Below are 24,333 nucleotides of genomic sequence, written 5' to 3' on the forward strand. Positions count from 1 at the left end.
AACCTTTTTTTATTTAATCTAAGTAATTCATTAAAATATCATAAAAAGCTATTTATCAACATCATGTAGTTTTCCAACTGATTTTGCCACCACCGTTGCAACTGTTGCATCGCTTGTTACATTCACTACCGTTCTACACATATCAAGTGGTCTGTCAATCGCAAAAATCAAGGCCAATCCAGCTTCCGGAATTCCAGCTTGACCCAGCACAATTACGAGCATAACCATTCCGGCACTTGGCACTGCCGCTGAGCCAATAGAAGCCAAAGTGGCTGTAACCACAATCATTAATTGCGTTTGCAAATCTAAAGGAATTCCCATTGCTTGAGCAATAAATACAGCAGCAACAGCTTGATATAAACTGGTTCCATCCATGTTTACTGTGGCTCCTAAGGGCAAAACAAAACTGGAAACTTCCTCATCTACACCAACGTGTTCTGTTACTCTTTCCATTGTAACTGGCAAGGTTGCTGCACTTGAACTTGTTGAAAAAGCTAATAATTGAGCGGGTGAAATCGCTTTAAAGAATTTTATTGGTGAATATTTTGCCAAAACGACCAACAAGGTAGGATACAAGACAAAAACCATTACAGAAAGTCCTAAAACAACTGTTAAAGCGTAAATTAATAAGGCATTCAATGTAGAAAAATCAGGTATCTCAACCATTAAAGCCGCCATTAAAGCAAAAACACCAATGGGAGCTCCAAGCATAATGATGTCAATAATTTTTAAAATTACATCATTCAAACCTTTAAAAAAATCAACAACTGGTTTGGCTTTTTTTTCGTCGATTAAAATTAAGCCTATGCCTAATAAAATTACAAAAAGAATAACTTGAAGCATAGAGGCATTATCGGTCATCGCCATAAAAAAATTATCCGGTACTACATCAACCAACGGCTGTAAGGGTCCGCTACTTTTGGCTTTTTCGGCTAATTCAATTTTTTGAGCGGCATCACCGGCAAAATTTTCTAACAAACTTTTACGCGATTCATCATTAATATAATCTCCTGGTCTGATTAAATTAGCCAACACCAATCCGATAGACACAGCACTCACCGTGGTAAACAAATATAAACCAACTGTTCTTCCGCCAAGTTTAGAAAGTTTTGAAATATCTTTTAAATCAGACAATCCAACGATCAATGACACAACAATTAACGGAACAGCTATCATTTTTAATAAATTGATAAAAATTGATCCAAAAGGCTTTACCCAATCAACGACAATCTCTTTGAGCTCCATGTTTTTCATCAGATAACCGAAAATCAATCCCAAAATCATTCCGATAAGTATCTTCCAATGCAAAGCTAATTTCATAAGTGTTATTTGTATGTTTTTTGTAATAAATAAAAATCGGCCAACACAATAGCGGCCATGGCTTCTACAATCGGTACAGCTCTTGGAACTACACATGGGTCATGACGCCCTTTTCCCTCTAAATCGATGGAATTTCCATCTTTATCAATAGTTGATTGCTTTTGCATTATGGTTGCCACAGGCTTGAATGCCACTCGGAAATAAATATCCATTCCGTTTGAGATTCCACCTTGAATTCCGCCTGACAAATTAGATTTTGTTGTTCCGTCGTTGTTGAACAAATCGTTGTGCTCGCTTCCTCGCATGGTTGCTCCACAAAAACCGCTTCCAAATTCAAACCCTTTTACAGCATTAATAGAAAGCATTGCTTTTCCCAACTCGGCATGTAATTTATCAAAAACAGGTTCACCTAATCCAACCGGAACGTTTTGAATCACACAGGTTATTGTTCCACCAACCGTATCACCTTCTTTTCTAATGGAACGAATTAATTCTTCCATTTTGGCGGCTGTAGCTTCGTCCGGACAACGAACAGGATTGCTTTCTGTTTTAGAAAAATCTAAGTCTTGATAGGGTTTATCAATAAAAATATTACCCACAGAAGAAACAAAAGCATTGATTTTTATCTCCGAAAGCATTTGCTTTGCAATTGCACCTGCCACTACTCTACTTGCTGTTTCACGTGCAGAACTTCTTCCGCCCCCGCGATAATCTCTGATTCCGTATTTTTTTTCATAGGTAAAATCGGCGTGACTTGGTCGAAACGCATCTTTAATGTGACTATAATCACCTGATTTTTGATTGGTATTTGGAATAATAAAACCGATTGGCGTTCCGGTAGTTTTCCCTTCAAAAATTCCTGATAAAAATTGTACCTCATCCGGTTCTTTTCGCTGGGTAACAATAGCCGATTGTCCTGGTTTTCTTCGAATCATTTCGTATTGAATTGCTTCTAAATTCAATGAAATTCCGGGAGGGCAACCATCAATGATTCCGCCCAAAGCTTCGCCGTGTGACTCGCCAAAAGTGGTGATTTTGAATAAAGTTCCGTAACTATTTCCTGCCATTGTGTAATGATGTTTCAACAAAAATAAGTTTTTTCAATAAGATAGTATCATTAAAAACGATTTGAATTCACATAAATATAATATAAGAGGATAAATCGTTAACTTTTTAATAAAGCAAACCTCACCAGTTGTTCGTTAATTTGCTAAACCTCATTTATGTATGCTAAAAAAGAGAAAAGTTGAAGTGGTTGTTATTTCTGACGTACACCTTGGTACGTTCGGTTGCCATGCAAAAGAATTATACCATTATCTGTCAACAATTAAACCAAAAACACTAATTCTAAATGGAGACATCATTGATATTTGGCAGTTTAGAAAATCTTATTTCCCAAAATCTCATTTAAAAATCATCAAAAAAATAATTGATTTAGCTTCAAAAGGAACGGAAGTGTACTACATAACAGGAAATCATGACGAAATGCTACGAAAATTCAGTGACACAAAAATTGGAAACTTTTCCATAGTAGATAAATTAGTATTAGAATTAGACGATAAAAAAGCTTGGATTTTTCACGGTGATGTTTTTGATGCTTCGGTGCAACACTCCAAATGGATAGCAAAATTAGGTGGTTGGGGTTATGATTTGTTGATTGTTTTGAATCGATTTGTCAATTGGATTCTGTTAAAGATTGGAAAAGAGCCCTACTCCTTCTCTAAAAAAATAAAAGCAAATGTAAAAAATGCTGTGAAATTTATCTCCGACTTTGAAGTTACAGCTTCAGAGCTTGCTATTGAAAACGACTATGACTATGTCATTTGCGGACACATTCACGAACCAAAAATGACCAGAAAAGTCAATAAAAAAGGAACTACATTCTACTTAAATTCTGGAGACTGGGTTGAAAATCTAACGGCATTAGAATACAACAAAAAACGTTGGAAAATATACCGCTATGACAAGGATTCTAATATGATTGAAGAAGATTTCTTTGAAATGGAGACCAAATTGAGCGAACAACTCATTGCCTCTTTACTTTTTTCAAAAAAGTAATTTTATCAAAAAAATTCTGTTAACATACTTTAACTTGTTAAAATACGATTTTGGCCAATTGTGCGTTATCTTTGTACAAATCTTAAATTAACATAAAATGAAAAAAGTACTTTTATCAACCATGATGGTTATTGGCTTTATTTTGAGTACTAATGCTCAGGAAATTTCTAAGAATGCACTTGGTTTACGTTTAGGCGACAACGACGGTTTTGGTGGTGAAATATCCTATCAAAGAGGGCTTTCAGACAACAACAGATTAGAGTTTGATTTGGGCTGGAGAAACAGTAACAATTGGGATGGTTTTAAATTAGTTGGACTTTATCAGTGGGTATGGAACATTGAAGGGGGATTTAATTGGTATGCCGGTGTTGGTGCCGGTGTTGGTAGTTGGAGTCATAATTACAAAGGTCCTGGCAATGACGATTTTAAAGACAATGGAACCTATGTTTTAGCGGCCGGAGACATCGGAATTGAATATAATTTTGATTTTCCCTTGTTATTGTCTCTTGATTTTAGACCAGAATTCTACATTGGAGACGGCTACAGAAACAACAACTTTGGTCCGGATATTGCTTTAGGTATTCGTTACCAGTTCTAGAATAGAATACAAAAAACGTCCCAAACGGGACGTTTTTTTTATCTGATAATGATATTCTTTTTAGAATTAATCTTCACAATTGAAAGTGGATAAGTCATTACTGTCGTTGCCAATCCTTGAGGTTCGTTTTCTTTAATGGTTAGGATGATATCATTCTCTGTTTCTTCAATGTTTTCAACTGAAAAAGAATAACCCCCTGAACTTTTCTCTCCCATATTCAACAATAAAAAATTACTGGTTTGAATATCTGTCGGCTTGATTTTCTTTTTTAAATCGGGGTCATTCAACAGCATTTTAAATTCTTTTTGTTCTGTAATGATTTCAAAAAAACGAAAATTGGCTCCGCGCTGCTCTTCTTGTTTTAAAATTTCATAAAGTACTGGTTTCTCATCAGAAATTTTTTGTGTGGAACATGAAAACAATACCAAACCAACAACTATTGTTGCAAAAATTTTTTTCATCTTAATTTGAAATAGAATTAAATTGATTTTTGATTGCTTTTTCATAAACAGCCTCATAAAGCGGCAGTATATTAACTATATCAAATTGTTCTGCAACCGAAAAAGCATTCTTTTTAAAAACAGATAACGTTGCATCGTCTCGAATTATTTTAATGGCGTTTTCTGCCATCGAATCTAGGTCACCAACATCACTTAAATATCCGGAAAAACCATCCTTATTCACCTCCGGTAATCCGCCCGTGTTGGTGGAAATAACGGGTACGCTACAAGCCATGGCCTCTAAAGCGGCTAATCCAAAACTTTCGGTTTCAGAGGGAAGCAAAAACAAATCGGTAAAACAGAGAATCTTATCAATTTCATTGCTATTTCCAAAAAAGATGACTTTACTCGAAATGCCTAATTCTTCGCACAATAACTCAGCATTTTCTTTTTCCGGACCTTCGCCCACCATCATTAGTTTGGCGGGAATTTGTTGTTGAATTTTATAAAAGATTTTGATAATATCCGGAATTCGTTTAACTTTTCTGAAATTGCTGATATGTGTGATAATTCTTTCATTATCTTTTGCCATTAACGAACGATAGCAAGGGGCTCCTTCATCTATTTTTGCTTTGTCAATTTCGATAAAATTTGGAATTACTTCAATTTCTTTGGTAATCGTAAAATGTTTGTAGGTATCCTCTTTTAAACTTTTTGAAACGGAAGTGACGACATCAGATTGATTAATACTAAAGGTTACCGCTGACTTATAGAATGGATGTTTTCCAACCAAAGTAATGTCTGTTCCGTGCAACGTAGTCACCATCGGAATGTAAATTCCTTCCGCTTTCAACATTTGTTTAGCCATATAGCCGGCATACGCATGCGGGATGGCGTAATGAACGTGCATCAATTCAATTTTATGCAATTTCACCATATCTACCAATTTACTCGAAAGAGCTAATTCATAAGGTTGATAATGAAACAGTGGATATTCAGGAACGTTTACTTCGTGATAATGTAAATTCGGATTAAGCAAGGCTAATCGAACCGGTTGTTTGTAGGTTATAAAGTGAATTTCATGACCACGTTGAGCCAATTCCAAACCCAATTCTGTAGCTACAACACCACTTCCTCCAAACGTTGGATAACAAACTATTGCTATTTTCATGTAAAAAAATTAGTGTAACAAAGTTAGTGTGTTTAGCATTTCCTTTTGGTAAGAAATCGTTAAAAAATTAATTTTACGATTCATTAGAGCAATTCATACTGCGTACTGTTTTTCAATTCAGAAATCATAAACGAACTGTGCGTGCTGCCAATATGCTTTAAATTAGTAAGTTTCGTGACCATGAACTCACGGTATTCTTCCATTCCACCAACACAAATCTTAAGAATATAATCATAATCACCACTTACATGAAAACATTCTAAGACCTCTGTCAATTGTGTCACTTCATGTTCAAATGTATTAAGGTATTCTTTGGTATGCTGAATTAACTTGATATGACAAAAAACGACAAAACTTTTATTAATTTTGGCTCTGTCTAACAAAGCAACATAGTGACGAATAACGCCTTCACGTTCCAGTTTTTTTATTCTTTCGTAAACCGCAGTGACCGAAAGATTGAGTTTGTTGGAAAGATCTTTCGTCGTTTTTTTGCTATCTTCTTGTAGAAGCATTAATAGTTTTTTATCAATTATATCAAATTCCATATACTAAAAATTTTAAATTTTCTATTGTTCTTATCAAAAGCAAACCAAATATAACACAAATTTCTATTAAAATTACTTTAAATAGAATAAAAAACTAAATTTTTAACTATATATTGATTATTTTGCTAAATATCATTTCATTTGTAATGAAAAACAATTACAAACAATATGAAATCAAATCAGTTTAATCCGGCCAATCAAATACAAGACCTGCAATATTTTGGTGAATTTGGAGGAGTAAATCCATCTATTTCAGATAGTTCAACTTATACTTTTCTATCTGCCAAAACCATGTTTGATACGTTTGAAGGAAATGCCGAGGGATGTTATTTATATTCTCGTCATTCTTCTCCGATGAATTTATATTTAGGTGAAGCTTTGGCCGCGATGGAAGGTACAGAAAGTGCCAATGTTGCTGCTTCTGGAATGGGAGCAATCACGCCGGTTTTAATGCAATTGTGTGCCGCCGGAGACGAAATCGTTTCCAGTAGAACAATTTATGGCGGAACCTATGCTTTCATGAAAAATATGTTACCGAAATGGAACATCAAAACCAACTTTGTAGACATTACAAAATTAGATGTAGTTGAAGCAGCTATCACAGAGAATACCAAAGTGTTATATTGCGAAACCGTAAGTAATCCTTTATTAGAAGTCGCTGATATTGAAAGCTTAGCTAAAATTGCAAATAAATACAATATTAAATTAGTTGTTGATAATACTTTTTCACCACTTTCTGTGGCTCCTGCTAAATTGGGTGCTGATGTGGTGATTCATAGTTTAACTAAATTCATTAACGGAAGTAGTGATACCGTTGGTGGCGTAGTTTGTGCTTCGCAAGAATTTATCAATGATTTGAAAAATGTGAATAATGGTGCGAGTATGTTGTTGGGGCCAACGATGGATAGCCTGCGATCGGCTAGTATTTTAAAGAATTTGCGAACACTTCATATTCGTATGAAACAACATAGTTACAACGCAAGTTATTTGGCTGAAAAATTTGAAAAAGATGGTTTAAAAGTCGTCTATCCGGGTTTAAAAAGTCATCCAAGTCATGAAATTTATTCTACTATGATTAATAAGGAATATGGTTTTGGAGGCATGATGACAATTGATGTGGGTTCGCTTGACAAAGCCAATGAATTAATGGAATTAATGCAAAATCGCAACTTGGGCTATTTGGCTGTGAGTTTAGGTTTTTATAAAACGTTGTTCAGTGCTCCGGGAACTTCCACTTCGTCTGAAATTCCGCTTGACGAACAAAAAGAAATGGGTTTAACCGATGGTTTGATTCGTTTTTCAATTGGTTTAGACAACGATATTGAACGAACGTATCAAATGATGAAAGCCTGCATGATGGAAATTGGGGTCCTTAAAGAACTCCAAAAAGTATAAATGACGTTGAATCCGATTCCTACGAGTCGGATTTTTTATTTATATTCAATAATGATTTTTTTATATCTTGCATCCACAAACAAATTACATGGAAAGTCAAGATATAAAACCATTCGACCCAAAAAACGAAGAACTAATTGAGAACAAAAATTTATCACTTTTAGAAGCTCTGTTGCCGATATTTTTACTCATTGGAATTTTAGGATATAATGTTTATGCTTATGAAGATAACGCAACGTACGGACCAAATCAATTTGCTTTAATTATTGGTGCTGCAATTGCCGCCATAGTGGGTTTTAGAAACAAAGTTTCCTATGGAGCAATGATGGAAGACATTTCCAAAAACGTTAAATCGACTTCAAGTGCCATTCTTATTTTATTGATGGTTGGAGCACTGTCGGGAACTTGGCTGATTAGTGGTGTAATTCCAACGATGATTTATTACGGACTTCAAATTCTTCATCCTGCTATATTTCTTCCTGCTTGCGTTGTCATTTGTGCTGTCATTTCAGTTGCAACAGGCAGTTCGTGGACAACTTCTGCTACAGTTGGTATTGCCTTGATTGGAATTGGTTCAACTATTGGAATGCCTTTAGGAATGGTTGCCGGAGCAGTAGTTTCGGGAGCGTATTTTGGTGATAAACTTTCTCCTTTATCAGATACAACTAACCTCGCACCCGCAATGGCCGGAACGGATTTGTTTACACATATTAGATATATGACCTTGACAACGGTTCCAACAATGGTAATAACGTTAATCATTTTTATATTTTTAGGACTAGCTCAAACAACGAACGGTTCCGGTGATAACGCCGAAACTTTAAATTCTATTAAAGAAACATTCGCCATTTCTCCTTGGTTATTTTTAGTTCCTGGTGTTGTTATTTTATTAATTATAAAGAAAACAGAGCCGCTAATCGCTTTGTTGATCGGAACGTTATTAGGAGGTGTTTTTGCTCTTATTTTTCAACCTGAATTAGTAGCCAAAATTGGAGGAAGTGATACTTTATCCTTTTTTTCAGGATACAAAGGGGTAATAAACGCCATCACTGTCGAAACGTCAATTGAAAGTTCAAATACTGTTTTAGCGAAATTATTTTCATCGAAAGGGATGTTTGGAATGCTCAATACAATTTGGCTTATTCTTTGTGCGATGGTATTTGGCGGTGTTATGGAAGCCATTGGAGCGTTAACCCGAATTACAGATTCATTATTGAAACTATTTCACACCACCTTTGGACTTTTTGCCAGTACAGTTGCCAGTTGTTTAGCATTAAATCTTACTGCTTCCGATCAATATTTAGCTATTGTTGTTCCAGGAAAAATGTTTTCTAAAGCTTATCAAGATAAAGGTCTCGCACCTGAAAATTTGAGTAGAACCTTAGAAGATTCCGGAACGGTAACCTCCGTTTTAATTCCGTGGAATACCTGTGGAGCCTATCAAGCCGGTGTGTTAGGCGTTTCTACTTGGGCTTACTTACCGTATGCTTTCTTCAACATTATTAGTCCGTTTATGACATTGTTGTTTGCAGCGTTTAATATAAAAATCCGACAATTAACAACAAAATAAGATTTTCTACTCATTAATCATAAAAACTGCTTTAATCGGCAGTTTTTTAATTTAATTCAATTTTAACAATTGCTAATTCTTCATCAAACTAGTTTTAAAATTAGGGATAATAAAATATTATCATACAAAAATTATAGACTTAATTATTTATGAAGTAAATTTTCTTTAGCATCAGTAAAATCAATGCCTTCATAAGAAAATGTATGCTATTTATTATGATTTAAATCTGTAATCTATTGTAATTTTGTAGTAGATTTTAACATTTAAAAAATAAATAATTATGTCATTAGTAGGTAAAAAATTTCCGAACATTACAGTTGATGCAATTTCCGAAATGGGAGACAATTTGAGAATCAATGTGTTGGACGAAGCGGTTAAAAACAACAAAAAAGTAATCTTATTTTGGTATCCAAAAGATTTCACCTTTGTTTGTCCAACTGAATTACACGCTTTTCAAACGGCTTTACCAGAATTTGAAAAAAGAAATACAGTTGTTATTGGAGCTTCTTGTGATACAAATGAAGTGCATTTTGCGTGGTTAAATACAGCAAAAAATAATGGCGGAATTGAAGGAGTAACCTATCCTTTAATTGCGGATACAGCCAGAAATTTATCATCTGCTTTAGGAATTTTAGACATCGAAGCCGGAGAATACAACGAAGATACTGAAACCTATTTAATTTCAGGTTCAAACGTAACGTACAGAGCTACCTATTTAATTGATGAAACCGGAAAAATCTTCCACGAAAGTGTAAACGATATGCCGTTGGGAAGAAATGTGAACGAATATTTACGCTTAATTGATGCTTACACGCACGTGCAAACCAAAGGTGAAGTTTGTCCTGCCAACTGGGAAGAAGGAAAAGAAGCAATGGTTGCTGACCGTTTGAGTACTGCTGCATATTTAAGTCAAAACTAAAAAATCTAATTTCTATGTTAATCGATTTAACCGAAGATATACTGCAAGACTTAGTCAATCAAAACAACAAAGTAGTAGTTCAATATTCTGCTTCTTGGTGTGGAAATTGCAGAATTATGAAGCCAAAATTTAAAAAATTGGCAACAGAAAATGAAACCATTACGTTTGTTTTGGTTGATGCTGAAAATTCTCCTGAATCGAGAAAATTAGCCAATGTTTCCAATTTACCAACGTTTGCCACTTTTGTAAATGGAGAATTAGTGAATCAAACCCAAACCAACAAAGCAGAAGTTTTAGCTGAATTGGTTGCAGAAATTTCAGTTAACTAATGAAATTACCCGTTATCAAACAGTTGACTCAATTTATTGAGGAAAACGATAAAGATTACCTCATTGAAACCATCGAAGTTTTAGAAGCCTTAACAGAAGTTCCTTCGCTAAAAGATGAAGAATTGGATGTGATTGGTGAGTTAATTTCAAATATGTACGGAGCATTAGAGGTGAATAAATCCATCCAAAACGGAATGGAAAAAAAAGAAGCTTTAAACAGTTTTATGCAACGGGTTTTGGGTTCAATAGACAAATAATTTCCATACAAATACCTATAAAAGGCGCTTCTTTCGAGAAGCGTTTTTTTGTTGGTGATATAAGAGAAACTTTATTAAATAATTCCTATTTTTGAATTCTTAAAAAAATTAAACATGGCAACAATAACTTTAGGAGGAAATCCTATCCATACCAATGGCGAATTACCAAAAGTGGGGTCAAAAGCACCTGATTTTCAATTAGTAAAAACCGATTTATCAGTCACTTCATTAAGCGATTTTGCAGGGAGTAAATTAGTTTTAAATATTTTTCCTAGTGTTGATACCGGAGTTTGTGCTACTTCTGTTAGAACATTCAACCAAAAAGCTTCCACTTTAGAAAACACAAAAGTGCTTTGCATTTCCCGCGATTTACCATTTGCTCAAAAACGTTTTTGCGGTGCAGAAGGAATTGAAAACGTTGAAAATTTATCTGATTTCAAAGAAGGAGATTTTGGAAAAAATTATGGTTTAACGATGACAGACGGACCATTGGCCGGACTTCACTCAAGAGTTGTAATTGTAGTTGATGAAAACGGGGTGGTAACACATGCTCAACAAGTACCTGAAATTGCAGACGAACCAAATTATGAAACAGCCTTAGCTGCATTATAATTAGTCATGGAATTCCAAAAAGATAGCAGCTTCATTAACGGACGCTTAAAAAGTATTTCGTATGCTTTTAAAGGTGCTTGCAAACTTTTGTTTACGGAGCATAGTGTGATGATTCAGTTTTCTTTAGGAATTCTTGTTACAATTGCCGGGTTTTATTTTAATATTTCAAAAAACGAATGGTTAATTCAAACCTTGTGTATTGGTTTAGTTTTATCAATTGAAGGATTAAATACCGCAGTTGAAAAAGTGGCCGATTTTATGCATCCCGATTATCACGAAAAGATTGGCTTTATCAAAGATATTGCAGCCGGTGCAGTATTTTTTGCCGCTTTAACGGCAATTGCTGTTGGAATGATAATTTATGTTCCTTACCTTGTCGAATTATATTGAAAATAATTTAAAAATAATTACTTTTACAACAAATTAAGGGAGTTAATGGCTAAAACATCTTCGACAAATTCTGCCAAAAAAGAAGCAGAAACAAAATCTGAATCTAAAAAATCATTTACTTTTACTAAACAACATCGTTTTTTGTTTGGATGCTTTCTAGTGCTTTTTTCGGTGGCTTTGTTTCTTTCTATGGTTTCCTTTTTTATTCACTGGCAAGAAGACCAAAGTGCGGTTAATAGTATTGGTAATCGTTCTGTTGATGTAAAAAACTGGTTGGGGAAAGTGGGGGCTTACTTAGCCGACTTGTTTCTGTATAAAGGTTTTGGAATAGCTTCCTTTCTGCTGGTGCGACTTTTTTTTATGTCTGGGATTTATATGATTTTAAGTCTTCCGATAAAAAAATTAAAGAATTTATGGTTTTGGGATTTATTTGCAATGGTGAATTTCTCCCTAATGTTTGGTTTTTTTTCCAACTATATTCCCGAATTAGGTGGTATTGTCGGATTTGAAATGAATTCGTATATTCAAGATTTTATGGGAAAACCCGGAACATTATTGATTTTGGTTTTCAGTTTTTTAATTTATTTGATTTTTAAAGTGAATGTTTCTCCTGAAACCTTTCAAAAATTATTCGAAAGAAAGAAAAGTGAAATTAAAGAAGATTTAGAAGAAGCTTCGGTAATAAATCCATTTGATAAACCTATTGAAAATAAAAAGGAAGAAGAGTTAGAAGATGGCGTTATTTCTATCAAAAAACCTACTTCAGCCTTCGAAATAAATAAAGAAAATCTTAAACCAACCATCGAAAACGCTTCAGAAATTAATCTTGAACCTAAGATTAAAACGTTTGAACCTACTCCTCTACCCGTTGCTAGAGAACCCGAAATTATTCAAACCGAAGACGAGCATTTTGTAATAGAAAAAGCTCCCGAAGAAGAACAAATTGAAGAAAACCTTGCCAGCCGTTTAGTAGCTGACTTCGGTGAATTTGATCCAACGTTAGAATTGTCTAAATACAAATTTCCAACGTTAGACTTATTAAAAGATTATGGTGCAAGTGGTATTACAATCAATCAAGAAGAATTAGAAGAAAATAAAAACCGAATTCTGGAAACACTTCGGAATTATAAAATCGACATTGCTCAAATCAAAGCAACGGTTGGTCCGTCAGTTACCTTATATGAAATTGTTCCCGAAGCCGGCATTCGAATTTCAAAAATTAAAAGCTTAGAAGACGACATTGCTTTGTCACTCTCGGCACTTGGAATAAGAATTATTGCACCTATTCCCGGAAAAGGAACCATTGGAATTGAAGTGCCAAACAAAAACCCAACGATGGTTCCAATGAAATCGGTCATTGGTTCAACCCGTTTCCAAGAAGCAGAAATGGAATTACCTATTGCCTTAGGGAAAACTATTTCCAACGAAACCTTTGTAGTAGATTTGGCTAAAATGCCACACCTTTTAATGGCAGGGGCGACAGGACAAGGAAAATCAGTAGGATTAAATGCCGTGTTAACCTCGTTGTTATACAAAAAACACCCGGCAGAGGTGAAATTTGTGTTGGTTGATCCGAAAAAAGTTGAACTTACACTTTTTAATAAAATTGAACGTCATTATTTGGCTAAATTGCCGGATACCGAAGATGCTATCATAACAGATAATAACAAGGTTATCAATACGTTGAATTCACTTTGTATTGAAATGGATAATCGCTACACGTTGCTAAAAGATGCGATGGTGCGAAACATCAAAGAATACAACGATAAATTTAAAGCCAGAAAATTAAATCCAAATGAAGGGCATCGGTTTTTGCCTTATATTGTTTTGGTTGTGGATGAGTTTGCCGATTTAATTATGACTGCCGGCAAAGAGGTAGAAACACCAATTGCCCGATTAGCTCAATTAGCTCGTGCAATCGGAATTCATTTGATTATTGCTACGCAACGACCTTCCGTAAATGTGATTACAGGTTTGATTAAGGCGAATTTCCCAGCTCGAATTGCTTTTAGAGTAACTTCTAAAATAGATTCGCGAACCATTTTAGACACGCAAGGTGCCGATCAGTTGATTGGTCGAGGTGACATGCTCTATACCAACGGCAACGATTTGGTAAGGGTGCAATGTGCGTTTGTTGATACACCGGAAGTTGAACGTATTACAGAATTCATTGGCTCGCAAAAAGCCTATCCAAACGCTTATTTGCTGCCGGAATACGTTGGCGAAGAGAATGGCACAATGCTTGATATAGATATATCCGAACGTGATTCAATGTTTAAAGATGCTGCCGAGGTAATTGTAACCGCACAACAAGGTTCCGCCTCATTATTGCAACGGAAATTAAAACTGGGCTACAACCGTGCCGGAAGATTGATTGATCAATTGGAAGCTGCCGGAATTGTAGGTCCTTTTGAAGGAAGCAAAGCCCGATCGGTCAATATTCCTGACTTGAATTCGTTAAACGAATTTTTTAACAACGAACAAAATAATGCTTGAAATGAAAAAATTTATCTGGATTTCAATTCTCTTTTTATCTGTATTCAATGCACAAGGACAGGATAAAAAAGCAAAAGATTTATTGGATGAAGTAACCGCCAAAGTAAAAAGCTACGAAAACATTTCAATTGATTTTAAATACAGTCTTCAAAATACCAAAGAAAACATTAATCAAGACAGTAAAGGAAGTGTTGTCTTAAAAAGTAATTTATACCATCTAAGTTTTATGGGAACAACTAAGATTTTTGATGGAAAAAAAACGTATACGATTGTCCCAGAAGATGAAGAAGTAACCATTTCAAAAGTAGATGAAAAAGATGAAAATGCTATTACTCCTGCCAAAATGCTAACTTTTTTTAATTCGGGGTATAAATACTATTGGGATATTCCGCAAGACATCAAAGGAAGAAAAATTCAATACATCAAGCTAGTTCCTATAAGTTCCAAAGACCAAAGAAAAGAAATTCTTTTGGGAATTGATGTTCAAACTAAACACATCTACAATTTGATCGAAGTGGGTAAAAAAGGAACCAAAACAACACTCACTGTTAATTCTTTCAAAACCAATCAGCCATTATCAAAAAATCAGTTTACCTTTGACGAGAGTAAATTCAAAAATTACTACATCAATAGAATAGACTAATTTTTACAGTGAAAATTTTAGATCGCTATATCCTTACTTCATTTTTGAGTACATTTGCTACGGTATTTGTTATCCTCTTTTTTATCTTTATTCTTCAAGGAATATGGCTTTTTATCGCAGATTTGGCAGGTAAAGATCTAGACACTTTTTTAATTTTTAAATTCCTCGCCTTTTATGCTCCCAAAGTAGTTCCGCTCGTACTACCGCTTTCAGTTCTATTGGCCTCTATCATGACCTTTGGAAATTTTGCAGAAAATTATGAATTTGCTGCCATGAAATCGTCAGGGATTTCTTTGAGACGTGCCATGCATTCATTAGCCATATTTATTCTTGGATTGAGTTTTGTAGCTTTTTTATTTGCTAATAATATCATTCCGCAAGCAGAGTACAAATTCATCAACCTTCGAAAAAGTATTGTGCAACAAAAACCCTCCACGGCTATTGCAGAAGGGCAATTTAGTACTGTTGGAAACCATACGATAAAAGTAGCCGAAAAATATGGTGATAACGATAATTTGTTAAGAGATGTTACCATACATAAACTATCTAATTTAGGCGTAGGAACAAATGTGGTTATTAAAGCCAAAAGAGGTGAATTAATCAGTAACGAAAACTCAAATTTTCTTCAGTTAATTTTGCATGACGGAAATTATTATGAAGATGTTCCCGTTAAAAATTATACCGAAAAAAACAAAGTTCCTTTTGCTAAGAGTTCTTTCAAAAAATATATTATTAATTTTGATTTATCGCCTCTTCAAAAAATTGATTTAGAACAAGATCAAATCTCGAACACAAACAACATGTTAAATATCAACGAATTAAGATACACGCTTGATTCATTGGAGAATAATTACAAAAAAGATATCACTTCTTTCACAGAAAATTCAAAGCAGCGTTTTTCAATAACCCGACCCAAGTATACAAGTAATCAAAAAAGTAACGACTCTGTAGTCAATGACTTAACTACCCTTGTTCAACCTAATCAAGTTATAAGTCTCTACGATAATGCAAAAGCAAATGTTTCAAATATAAAGTTCTCCATTGAAGGTTCAAACTATGAATTCGCTGAGAAAATAAAAAATATTAATAACCATTGGCTAGCTTTTTACGACAAATTTGTAATTGCTTATGCTTGCTTGTTGATGTTTTTTATTGGGGCACCAATTGGAGCTATCATCAGAAAAGGTGGTCTCGGCTTACCCATTGTATTTGCAATGATTGTTTTTATTGTCTACCATTTTATTAATGTTTTTGGCAAAAAATTAGCTCAAGAAGATGGCATTACACCTTTTTTAGGTGCTTGGATGTCCTCAATTCTATTAACTCCAGTTGCAATCCTGCTAACCTACAGAGCCACAAACGATATTGGACTGGTGAATATGGATGTCATTTTACAACCTTTCTTTAAATTATTTAAAAAGCGTTCCAAAGAAAAAAAACTAACATAAATCATGTCTCAAAAAATACAACTAAACACCATTGAAGAAGCCATAGAGGAGATCCGTCAAGGAAAAGTAATCATCGTGGTGGATGATGAAGATCGTGAAAACGAAGGCGATTTTTTGGCTGCTGCAGAAAAAGTAACACCGGAAATGATTAATTTTATGGCAATGTACGGTCGCGGACTCATCTGTGCTCCACTCACTGAAAGACGTTGTAAAGAATTGGAGCTTCACACGATGGTGACGAACAACACCGATCACATGGAAACTGCTTTCACGGTTTCTGTAGATTTAAAAGGAAATGGTGTTAGCACCGGAATTTCTGCTGCAGATAGAGCAAAAACGATTTTAGCTTTAGTGGACGAAAACACAAAACCGTTTGATTTGGCCAGACCAGGACACATTTTCCCATTAATTGCAAAGCAGGGTGGTGTTTTGCGAAGAACAGGGCACACCGAAGCTGCCATTGATTTTGCTAGGCTTGCTGGCTTCACTCCTGCCGGTGTAATTTGTGAAATTATGAACGAAGATGGTTCGATGTCTCGTTTACCACAATTGGTTGAAGTGGCAAAAAAATTCGATTTAAAATTAGTGTCTATTGAAGATTTAGTAGCCTATCGCATGCAACATGATAGTTTGATCCAGAAGAAAGAGGATTTTGAAATCGCTACTCGTTTTGGCTCATTCCGACTAAGGGCTTATCTTCAAACCACCAATAAACAAGTTCACTTGGCTTTAACCAAAGGAAGTTGGAATAATGGCGAGGCGGTTCTAACCCGCATCAATTCGAAACAAGTGAATAATGACATTTTAGAAACATTGACAAACAATTCTGAAAAGCGTTTGGAAAACATGTTCAATCGTATAAACGAAGAAGGTCGTGGTGCAATTCTTTTCATCAATCAAGAAATTCCATCAATTGAATTATTAAATCGCATTAGTGAACTTAAGATTTTACAAGAACAAGGACAAATGAAAGCTCCACCAATTAAAATGGATGCAAAAGATTTTGGAATTGGAGCCCAAATTCTGCATGATTTAGACATTTCAAAAATCCGATTACTTTCTAATTCTGAACAAACAAAAAGAGTTGGAATGATTGGTTATGGATTGGAAATTACAGAATATGTAAATTATTAATTATGTATTTTCATTCTCCGTTGATTCTAAATCATAGAAAATGAAACGTTTAGTAGATTCTTTTAAAATAGTGCATACTTTTCGCCTAAAAAGGTTTGTATAAACCAAAAATCGTTCTATATTTGCACTCGCAATCAGAAAATGGTTGTGTTTTACTGGAGAAATGGCAGAGTGGTCGATTGCGGCAGTCTTGAAAACTGTTGACTGTAACAGGTCCGGGGGTTCGAATCCCTCTTTCTCCGCAAAATTAAAACCCTAACAATTGAATATCAATTAGTTAGGGTTTTTTATTTGCATTATATCCCGAGAAATTTTTTGTTTTATAATTTATTATTTTTACAGTAAAGTAAATTATTATGGAAGCTCAACTATCAAGCAAATAATATCGGATTTTATGTTTATTGGAAAACAATTAGAAGTGCTATTTAAAGTCAGGAATGAGTTTCAAGCCTTGTGTACAACATCTCTACAAATGAGGCAATAACGTTAAAACATATTAAATCAATTAATCATAAATTATGTAATATAAATCCAAAATTATGTAAGTAATCGTGGGCAATATATCATGAAATTTACACTCTAGTATTAATCATCTAATTTGGATACCATGAGCATTGAAAAAACAATTGAGAACCTAAATACATTGCTTTGTATTAACAATGACCGAGTGGAAGGATATAAATCTGCTCTCTATGAAGCGAAAGAACCAGATATCAAAATAATGTTTTCAACTTTGGCTCTCACATCATTAGAATGTAAAAAGGAGCTTACTCAGGAATTAAAAAAATTAGGAGCGAAAAGAAATAACGGATTTAGAGAAACCGGAAAGTTCTTTATCATTTGGGGTGAAATGAAAAAAGCGATCAAAAAAGATGACCGACAATCAATTTTATCTTCATGTAAGCATGGAGAAAATAAAGTGCTTAATGAGTATGAAAAAATAATTAAAGAGAGTGATTCTTTGGTAAACTCAGAAAAAAACAGTGTACTTTTTAAGCAGTATAATCTGCTGAAAGCGGACTACGAAAGGATTAATCAGTTGCATAACTATTTTCAAGAAGTTTAATAAAAGTGTTGGAAAGTGAACCATTATTCTACATAAAAACTATATGGTGAGTAGTAAGTTACATGTCAAATTGAGCTTGTCGTTATTTGTGGTTAGATTTTCTTCAAGCTCATGCTGACATGAATACTACTCTTAAAAATTTATAAAAATGTAGCTAGATAATAGTACGCCTAAATGCTGTATTTTTATAATTTAAATTTTTGCATGAGGTAGACAATACCTACATTTGTATATATTTTTGTACTCAAAGTGGTTACTCAGAACTTGCAGTAATTTATTCTACAACTGATATTTTTTTGTCATCCTTACTTTATTTGAAAAGATAAAATGTTTAGTTGTTGTGAACTTATGCAAAATTAAATTACAGTCGTAAGCATTTAATTTGATTAAAATTGTTGAAATGAGCATTTTCAGAATACTATTTTTACTGACATGGTTGATGTTCGCTCAGTTTTCATGTGCTTTTGAACTTAATTTATCAATCACTAACGAAAGCTGTCCGGGCAACGGTTCGATTGAATTTGTGATTTCTAATCCAGACGCAACCGGAACAATTTCGTTTGTAGTTTTCAAGCTCCCTGACACCTCTATTCCTTACGCTACTCCAACTCTTTCATCAATTAATGGACTAGTAGCCGGAGATTATTTAGTTATTGCAACTGAAACAATCGGAAATCAGACAACCACACAACAAGGCACCGTAACTATCACAAATACCTTTACCCCTTTATCTTACTCTGTTAACTACCTTAATCAATCTTGTAGCAATCTGAGCAATGTTGTTGTAAATATAAATTCCGGAATAGCTACTAGTTTTGAAATTACAGCCGGACCAGTACTGTTTTCGCCACAAATGTCAAATATCTTTTCCAATTTACCAGAAGGAACATATACTATCCGGGTTTTTGATGTTTGTGGAATTGCAATAGTCACAACTTTTACAGTTTCCTATTCTCCATTAGGATTAACGATAGGTAATCCTATTTTAAATAATACTGTTCCTCCTTCATGTGATAATACCATGATTTCAAATTCAATTTATCCGAATGATGGAGCAGTAATTGCCTATCCGCTCCTGATTAACTATACTGTTTTTGCACCTGATGGTTCTCCAAACTTTACTAGTAATGAAACAATCGTTTCGGGAAATCCTTTAGAAACAAGCATTAGTACTACTTTTCCAAACTTTACTTTTACTAATTTTTCTTACTCATTAGAAATTACCGATAACTGCGGAATAACTACCAGCCAAAATTTTACAGCTAATTTAGCAAGTTCAGTATCTGTTACATTAAATAGACAACCGTGTGATTCTAATTATTTTACAATTAATACTGCGAATTTAATACCCCCATTTCAGCTCAATTTTGATACCATACCATCAGGTTTTACTCCGGAGAATTTTAATGCTGATTATCCCGGGCCAATAAACTCGAGTGCTATTGTTTTCGGTGGTCAAGAAAATTTGGTTCCACTTGGAGATTACAACTTTACTATTTTAGACTCCTGTGGACGGGAACAATCAGTTGCTTTTTCAATTGTTCAAAATACGATTGTTCCAAGCATAACCACCGGAAATAACGGATGCTATGTTAATGATGGTTTTATCAAAATAGCTATTCCTATTAATGAAATTGTTGGGGCAACAGTAGTGGTAGCACCCCCTGCTTTTCCTTTTCCTCTTCCTCATAATGTTACGAATCAGTTGGTTGATGGAGTTATTCAATTAAACCCGGTACCAATTGGATTTTATGAAATTACGATTCTTGATGAATGCAATACCTCCTTTGAAATTGAGGCTATTGAAGTACCAATTTTTGAAAATCAAGGACTAACTTATAATGAACGTGTAGGGTGTGCTTTAGGAACAACATCAATTCGAATTGATAGTAACAACGCAAGTATTACCAACATACTTATTACAGCTGCTCCTAGTTCCTTTGGACAGAACATTCCATTTAATGCATCTAATTTTATCACAGCCAATGATGGTGTTTTTTTTATGAATAATTTACCGCCCGGTGATTATTCATTTGAAGTGGACGATGAATGTGGGTTTTCTAATTCTCTCACCGTTACATTAAATGAATACATAATCAATAACGCTACTTTTAACCCCATCTTTAATTGCGGTTCATTCGATATAAATTTAAATTTTCTAAGCAACGGCGTTAATGGGCAGTCGTTTTGGCTTCAAAAATTAATTGATCCCCTAACAAATAGCTGGGGTCATCCTGAAACAAATGTCATTTACCCACAGAATTCCTCTCCTAACGGAACAAATTCAATTGTTTTGACAAACAATTCTATGAATTTTAACTTTGTTTTTAATGGTGAATTCCGCGTTACTCGAAAGTTCAATGCTTACCAAAATGGTAATGACATTACAAATCAAGCTGATGAAACAAAAGTTTGCTTAGAAATTTTTAATCCAACTTTTGTGTTTAACGAAGCTCTGGAAATTATCGATATTAATCGTTCACCTTGTTCAGATAATGGCGTATTAGATGTTGTGGTGAACGCAATGGGACAAGCACCAATTCAATATAAATTAATCCTTAGAAATGGTGAAATTATTAATTTAGATAATGGAAATTCCCCACTATTTTTTAACCTTCCACTTGGTTTGTATACACTCCAAATTGAAGATGCTTGTGGAAATATTAAAACACAAGTTTTTGACGTAGATACGTTAAAATCAATCATAAATAGTTTAGAACCAACAGATATGGTTATTTGTGTGCCTTCAATCACTAACAATGAACGGTTTAATCTAACCAATCAGATTTCAACAATGATTCATCCCGATGACTTGGAGCAGTATACCGTTACATTTTATACCTCGCTTAACAATGCACAACAAAATATAAACCCAATATCAAATCCTTCCAATTTTAATCCTATATCAAATCCGCAAACTATCTACACACGTATCATACTAGATCTACTTCCCTCTTGTTATGAAGTTAAAAGTTTTACTGTTTTTGTGGGAGAAATTCCTTTTATTAATTTAAGTTCAGATTATTTAGTTTGTGATGAATTGCCCTTTACTGTTACGATAAATAATCCTTTGCCAAATACTCACTATGTCTGGTCAGATGGCACCGTTGGTGAGTCATTCACCGTCTCAACCTATGGAACATCTGCTGTTAATGTCACTGCAGCAACTACGTTTAATAATTCTAATTTAATTTGTGATAATACCAAAATAATCACAATTTCAATATCAGAACCGCCCGTTATCAATTCAATAACTACGGTAGATTGGACAGAAAATCAAAATGTAATTACCGTAAATTCAAATAATAGTGGTTTTCATACATACTCAATAGATGGAACAAATTACCAAACCGCTAATACATTTACCAATTTATTGCCTGGAATTTATACCGTTTATGTTCAAGATTCCATTGGGTGTGGAACAATTACAGAAGTGGTTTGGCTTTTATATTATCCAAAATTCTTTACCCCTAATGGTGACGGATATAATGATAAATGGTTAATTACAGATTCCCGTTTGGAAGATAATTTTATTGTCCATATTTTCGACCGTTATGGAAAATTAATTACTGTTTTTAATTCTAAAAGCGATGGTTGGGACGGAACCTTCAATGGACAACCTTTATTTTCTGCAGATTATTGGTTTATGATCTATCGAAATGACGGACGTACACACAAAGGACATTTCAGCTTGAAAAGATAAATCTGATGCTTCGTAATATAAAAACTCTAAAAACAGCTTTTTTCATAACAATCTGTTAATTAAGGCATTTCATCGAAAAAAGGAGGTTTTACTAGGTTGATTTTTTGTTTTTATTTACTTTTGAAACTAGTTACCTTTATAAGGTTAAAAATAAATTTGGGATGAAGCTCCTCTTTTTGGAGGAGCTTTTTTTATGCAAATTATTTTTTATAAATTTGTTTTACTAAAAACTAGGCCTCTCTTTTTAGTATATCATTCATATTTCTTTTTGAGAAATATACAATTCATTATAATTCCAAAAACCAAAAACCACTACACACGTAAAAAGACTTTTGAAATCAAAAGTCTTTTTTTATTTATTCAGTTTATTCCAAAAAAAAAGGTGAAATTGCTTTCACCCTTTTTGCCCCAAATTTATCCATAAACTTAACCTACTTAACTTATGGTGATTCAAAAGTATACTAGTACTTCCGTTAAAAAAAATATTTCTGTTAATAGGAATATAAAATCGATAAAAAGCTATTTTTCAATCATTTCTAATCTTTACTTCTAAGAGAAACAACAATTCCTATCCCTAAAGCAAGGGCGATGAATCCCAAGGAAACCCATTCCGGGAATTTAATATGATGAACCAAAAGCATTTTTATACCAACAAATGTTAGAATTGCTATTAAGCTGAATTCCAAATGAGCAAATTTGTTAAGCATGTGCGATAAAAAGAAATACATTGATCGCAAACCTAAAATAGCAAAAATATTGGAACTAAACACTAAGAAAGGATCGGGAGTTATAGCTAAAATTGCTGGAACGCTGTCTAATGCAAACAAAACGTCCATGAGTTCAATAACAATCAATGCCACAAAAAGAGGAGTTGCTGCAGTAATATGCCTTCTTTTTACAAAAAAATGCTCTTTTTCCATGTGCATGGTGATGGGCATTATTTTTCTGAGGGTACGATAAATAAAAGATTTTTTGGGGTTAAATTGTTCTTCGTCTTTTTTAAATAACATTTTTCCGGCCGTAAATAATAAGAAGAGACCAAAAATATAGGTCATCCAACTAAACTTATTTATCAGTATGACACCAAAGAAAATCATGAGACCTCTAAACACTATTGCCCCGAGAATTCCCCAAAAAAGAACCCTATGCTGGTATTTCTGCGGAATTCTAAATGAGGAAAAAATAACTGCAATCACAAAAATATTATCCACACTTAAGGACAACTCGATGAGGTATCCGGTAATAAATTTCATCGACGCAATGGCGGGTTCATAATTTTCTGGATTTGAAATATATTGATTACCATAAAGCCAATAAATAACTCCGGAAAAAACAAAAGATAACGTAACCCAAATTCCAGTCCAAATTCCGGCCTCTTTAGAACTAATTATGTGAGGAGTTTTGTTAAAAATTCCTAAATCTAAGGCTAAAAACAAGACAATTGAAGCAATGAAAATAATCCAGACAATCATATTTTTTTTGTGTAAATGTAGTCAAGAATACGAATCAAAAAATAATTAATTTTCTGCTTGTTTGTCTTTTACTTTTTGGACTTTCTCTCTCCAAATTCGAGATAACTCCACATAATCTATTGCATCTGCAGGAGGCTGCCTTTGCAATCTACCTTCGTTAAAAGCTTTAATTAAAATACTTTCTATCAAAAAATCTTCGGTCACTGTAAACGGATCATATTCTTCCTTTAAATCGATATCAAACACTTTTGCCGTATTACTTGCCCAGAAAGCTTTCCATCCACTTTTTAAGTCTTTTACTAATGTGTAGGTGGTTTTTCCGGTTTGACGGTGTATCAATTTTACTAAAATCTGCCCTTGCTTACGTGACAACTTTTTAAGTTGCTCCTCAAATTCATTTTCAAGATAATTTTCTACAATTTTAAAATATTTCTTTTTTTCACGTTCTGTTTTAAATTTTCCCATGTTTTGATTCAATTTGGTCAAATTATCTGCAGCAACCTTAGCATAAGGATAAACTTTTATAACCCGTTGTTGAAGTAAGAGAAACTTTTTTCGATCTTCATCTACCTTATTTGATTTTTTACCGGTAACAACCACTTCATCTAAATCAAGCGATGTTCTTAAGATGGAATCATTACCTATTAAATAATAAATTACCGTAGAATCCTTCTTGGTTTCAGTTTCCTGTCCAAAAGCAAAGGTTGTAATGAGTAAGCATACTAAAAATACCAGATTGGGTTTCATTTTTTTCATAAATAAAAATC

At 33.9% G+C, this 24,333-nt stretch carries 22 protein-coding genes and 1 tRNA gene; 16 read left to right on the forward strand and 7 right to left on the reverse strand.

Annotation, left to right across the window (positions count from 1 at the left end):
- Nucleotides 1-48: 48 nt before the first annotated feature.
- Both B0I10_RS07020 and aroC read right to left on the reverse strand, forming a co-directional pair.
- Nucleotides 49-1,320 carry a dicarboxylate/amino acid:cation symporter gene (locus B0I10_RS07020; RefSeq protein ID WP_112085792.1) on the reverse strand — a complete coding sequence of 424 codons (1,272 nt, stop codon included), beginning with the start codon at nt 1,318-1,320 and terminating at the stop codon, nt 49-51.
- Between the two features lie 5 nt (nt 1,321-1,325).
- Entirely contained in the window at nt 1,326-2,387 is a 1,062-nt protein-coding gene (aroC, locus tag B0I10_RS07025) for a chorismate synthase (protein WP_112085793.1), read from the reverse strand.
- 160 nt (nt 2,388-2,547) lie between these two features.
- Between aroC and B0I10_RS07030 the strand changes: the two genes are divergently transcribed.
- Together B0I10_RS07030 and B0I10_RS07035 are read left to right on the forward strand one after the other, a co-directional pair.
- A complete protein-coding gene (locus B0I10_RS07030) occupies nt 2,548-3,378 on the forward strand; it encodes a UDP-2,3-diacylglucosamine diphosphatase (RefSeq protein WP_112085794.1) in 831 nt (276 codons plus the stop codon).
- A 97-nt stretch (nt 3,379-3,475) separates the two neighbouring features.
- Nucleotides 3,476-3,976, forward strand: a complete 501-nt coding sequence (locus tag B0I10_RS07035) for a hypothetical protein (protein ID WP_112085795.1) — start codon at nt 3,476-3,478, stop codon at nt 3,974-3,976.
- A gap of 38 nt (nt 3,977-4,014) precedes the next feature.
- Here B0I10_RS07035 and B0I10_RS07040 read toward each other — a convergent pair whose 3' ends face one another.
- From B0I10_RS07040 to B0I10_RS07050, 3 genes are all read right to left on the reverse strand, one after another.
- Nucleotides 4,015-4,437 carry a protease complex subunit PrcB family protein gene (locus tag B0I10_RS07040; RefSeq protein WP_112085835.1) on the reverse strand — a complete coding sequence of 141 codons (423 nt, stop codon included), beginning with the start codon at nt 4,435-4,437 and terminating at the stop codon, nt 4,015-4,017.
- Nucleotide 4,438: 1 nt separating this feature from the next.
- Nucleotides 4,439-5,587: an N-acetyl-alpha-D-glucosaminyl L-malate synthase BshA gene (gene bshA, locus B0I10_RS07045; RefSeq protein ID WP_112085796.1), complete on the reverse strand. Its 1,149-nt coding sequence runs from the start codon at nt 5,585-5,587 to the stop codon at nt 4,439-4,441.
- Between the two features lie 83 nt (nt 5,588-5,670).
- Entirely contained in the window at nt 5,671-6,132 is a 462-nt protein-coding gene (locus B0I10_RS07050; protein WP_112085797.1) for an Lrp/AsnC family transcriptional regulator, read from the reverse strand.
- Nucleotides 6,133-6,300: 168 nt separating this feature from the next.
- Here B0I10_RS07050 and B0I10_RS07055 point away from each other — a divergent pair, with 168 nt between their 5' ends.
- The 14 genes from B0I10_RS07055 (at nt 6,301) to B0I10_RS07120 (ending at nt 22,094) form a co-directional block, all read left to right on the forward strand.
- On the forward strand, nt 6,301-7,527 hold the full coding sequence (locus B0I10_RS07055; RefSeq protein WP_112085798.1) for an aminotransferase class I/II-fold pyridoxal phosphate-dependent enzyme: 1,227 nt from the start codon (nt 6,301-6,303) through the stop codon (nt 7,525-7,527).
- An 88-nt stretch (nt 7,528-7,615) separates the two neighbouring features.
- The gene (gene nhaC, locus B0I10_RS07060; RefSeq protein WP_112085799.1) at nt 7,616-9,097 is read left to right on the forward strand and encodes a Na+/H+ antiporter NhaC; all 1,482 of its coding nucleotides are present in this window, start codon (nt 7,616-7,618) and stop codon (nt 9,095-9,097) included.
- Between the two features lie 280 nt (nt 9,098-9,377).
- On the forward strand, nt 9,378-10,016 hold the full coding sequence (locus B0I10_RS07065; RefSeq protein ID WP_112085800.1) for a peroxiredoxin: 639 nt from the start codon (nt 9,378-9,380) through the stop codon (nt 10,014-10,016).
- A gap of 14 nt (nt 10,017-10,030) precedes the next feature.
- Nucleotides 10,031-10,345: a thioredoxin family protein gene (locus B0I10_RS07070; RefSeq protein WP_112085801.1), complete on the forward strand. Its 315-nt coding sequence runs from the start codon at nt 10,031-10,033 to the stop codon at nt 10,343-10,345.
- Complete coding sequence (locus tag B0I10_RS07075) at nt 10,345-10,602, forward strand: DUF6952 family protein (RefSeq protein WP_112085802.1); 258 nt, start codon at nt 10,345-10,347, stop codon at nt 10,600-10,602. The genes B0I10_RS07070 and B0I10_RS07075 overlap by 1 nt, the downstream gene beginning before the upstream one ends.
- 114 nt (nt 10,603-10,716) lie before the next feature.
- Entirely contained in the window at nt 10,717-11,214 is a 498-nt protein-coding gene (tpx, locus tag B0I10_RS07080) for a thiol peroxidase (protein ID WP_112085803.1), read from the forward strand.
- Nucleotides 11,215-11,220: 6 nt separating this feature from the next.
- Nucleotides 11,221-11,604: a diacylglycerol kinase family protein gene (locus tag B0I10_RS07085; protein WP_112085804.1), complete on the forward strand. Its 384-nt coding sequence runs from the start codon at nt 11,221-11,223 to the stop codon at nt 11,602-11,604.
- Nucleotides 11,605-11,649: 45 nt separating this feature from the next.
- Nucleotides 11,650-14,100: a DNA translocase FtsK gene (locus B0I10_RS07090; RefSeq protein ID WP_112085805.1), complete on the forward strand. Its 2,451-nt coding sequence runs from the start codon at nt 11,650-11,652 to the stop codon at nt 14,098-14,100.
- 1 nt (nt 14,101) lies between these two features.
- Nucleotides 14,102-14,743 carry a LolA family protein gene (locus tag B0I10_RS07095; RefSeq protein ID WP_112085836.1) on the forward strand — a complete coding sequence of 214 codons (642 nt, stop codon included), beginning with the start codon at nt 14,102-14,104 and terminating at the stop codon, nt 14,741-14,743.
- An 8-nt stretch (nt 14,744-14,751) separates the two neighbouring features.
- On the forward strand, nt 14,752-16,191 hold the full coding sequence (locus tag B0I10_RS07100) for an LptF/LptG family permease (RefSeq protein WP_112085806.1): 1,440 nt from the start codon (nt 14,752-14,754) through the stop codon (nt 16,189-16,191).
- A gap of 3 nt (nt 16,192-16,194) precedes the next feature.
- Complete coding sequence (ribB, locus tag B0I10_RS07105; protein ID WP_112085807.1) at nt 16,195-17,325, forward strand: 3,4-dihydroxy-2-butanone-4-phosphate synthase; 1,131 nt, start codon at nt 16,195-16,197, stop codon at nt 17,323-17,325.
- Between the two features lie 157 nt (nt 17,326-17,482).
- Nucleotides 17,483-17,567: transfer RNA gene (locus B0I10_RS07110), tRNA-Ser, on the forward strand.
- A 365-nt stretch (nt 17,568-17,932) separates the two neighbouring features.
- Entirely contained in the window at nt 17,933-18,391 is a 459-nt protein-coding gene (locus B0I10_RS07115) for a PA2169 family four-helix-bundle protein (RefSeq protein ID WP_112085808.1), read from the forward strand.
- A gap of 400 nt (nt 18,392-18,791) precedes the next feature.
- The gene (locus B0I10_RS07120; protein ID WP_112085809.1) at nt 18,792-22,094 is read left to right on the forward strand and encodes a T9SS type B sorting domain-containing protein; all 3,303 of its coding nucleotides are present in this window, start codon (nt 18,792-18,794) and stop codon (nt 22,092-22,094) included.
- Nucleotides 22,095-22,630: 536 nt separating this feature from the next.
- On the opposite strand, the gene B0I10_RS07130 is transcribed toward B0I10_RS07120, so the two are convergent.
- Together B0I10_RS07130 and B0I10_RS07135 are read right to left on the reverse strand one after the other, a co-directional pair.
- Nucleotides 22,631-23,566 (reverse strand): TerC family protein, encoded by a 936-nt coding sequence (locus B0I10_RS07130; RefSeq protein WP_112085811.1) that lies wholly within the window; start codon nt 23,564-23,566, stop codon nt 22,631-22,633.
- Nucleotides 23,567-23,611: 45 nt separating this feature from the next.
- A complete protein-coding gene (locus tag B0I10_RS07135) occupies nt 23,612-24,322 on the reverse strand; it encodes a DUF4294 domain-containing protein (protein ID WP_112085812.1) in 711 nt (236 codons plus the stop codon).
- Nucleotides 24,323-24,333: the final 11 nt, after the last annotated feature.

The sequence above is a fragment of the Flavobacterium lacus genome, from assembly GCF_003268815.1.
Classification (GTDB): Bacteria; Bacteroidota; Bacteroidia; order Flavobacteriales; family Flavobacteriaceae; genus Flavobacterium; species Flavobacterium lacus.

Coding starts and splice junctions, on each gene's coding strand:
- B0I10_RS07020 (WP_112085792.1), bottom strand. CDS start 1,320: ATGAAATTAGCTTTGCATTGGAAGATACTTATCGGAATGATTTTGGGA.
- aroC (WP_112085793.1), bottom strand. CDS start 2,387: ATGGCAGGAAATAGTTACGGAACTTTATTCAAAATCACCACTTTTGGC.
- B0I10_RS07030 (WP_112085794.1), top strand. CDS start 2,548: ATGCTAAAAAAGAGAAAAGTTGAAGTGGTTGTTATTTCTGACGTACAC.
- B0I10_RS07035 (WP_112085795.1), top strand. CDS start 3,476: ATGAAAAAAGTACTTTTATCAACCATGATGGTTATTGGCTTTATTTTG.
- B0I10_RS07040 (WP_112085835.1), bottom strand. CDS start 4,437: ATGAAAAAAATTTTTGCAACAATAGTTGTTGGTTTGGTATTGTTTTCA.
- bshA (WP_112085796.1), bottom strand. CDS start 5,587: ATGAAAATAGCAATAGTTTGTTATCCAACGTTTGGAGGAAGTGGTGTT.
- B0I10_RS07050 (WP_112085797.1), bottom strand. CDS start 6,132: ATGGAATTTGATATAATTGATAAAAAACTATTAATGCTTCTACAAGAA.
- B0I10_RS07055 (WP_112085798.1), top strand. CDS start 6,301: ATGAAATCAAATCAGTTTAATCCGGCCAATCAAATACAAGACCTGCAA.
- nhaC (WP_112085799.1), top strand. CDS start 7,616: ATGGAAAGTCAAGATATAAAACCATTCGACCCAAAAAACGAAGAACTA.
- B0I10_RS07065 (WP_112085800.1), top strand. CDS start 9,378: ATGTCATTAGTAGGTAAAAAATTTCCGAACATTACAGTTGATGCAATT.
- B0I10_RS07070 (WP_112085801.1), top strand. CDS start 10,031: ATGTTAATCGATTTAACCGAAGATATACTGCAAGACTTAGTCAATCAA.
- B0I10_RS07075 (WP_112085802.1), top strand. CDS start 10,345: ATGAAATTACCCGTTATCAAACAGTTGACTCAATTTATTGAGGAAAAC.
- tpx (WP_112085803.1), top strand. CDS start 10,717: ATGGCAACAATAACTTTAGGAGGAAATCCTATCCATACCAATGGCGAA.
- B0I10_RS07085 (WP_112085804.1), top strand. CDS start 11,221: ATGGAATTCCAAAAAGATAGCAGCTTCATTAACGGACGCTTAAAAAGT.
- B0I10_RS07090 (WP_112085805.1), top strand. CDS start 11,650: ATGGCTAAAACATCTTCGACAAATTCTGCCAAAAAAGAAGCAGAAACA.
- B0I10_RS07095 (WP_112085836.1), top strand. CDS start 14,102: ATGAAAAAATTTATCTGGATTTCAATTCTCTTTTTATCTGTATTCAAT.
- ribB (WP_112085807.1), top strand. CDS start 16,195: ATGTCTCAAAAAATACAACTAAACACCATTGAAGAAGCCATAGAGGAG.
- B0I10_RS07115 (WP_112085808.1), top strand. CDS start 17,933: ATGAGCATTGAAAAAACAATTGAGAACCTAAATACATTGCTTTGTATT.
- B0I10_RS07120 (WP_112085809.1), top strand. CDS start 18,792: ATGAGCATTTTCAGAATACTATTTTTACTGACATGGTTGATGTTCGCT.
- B0I10_RS07130 (WP_112085811.1), bottom strand. CDS start 23,566: ATGATTGTCTGGATTATTTTCATTGCTTCAATTGTCTTGTTTTTAGCC.
- B0I10_RS07135 (WP_112085812.1), bottom strand. CDS start 24,322: ATGAAAAAAATGAAACCCAATCTGGTATTTTTAGTATGCTTACTCATT.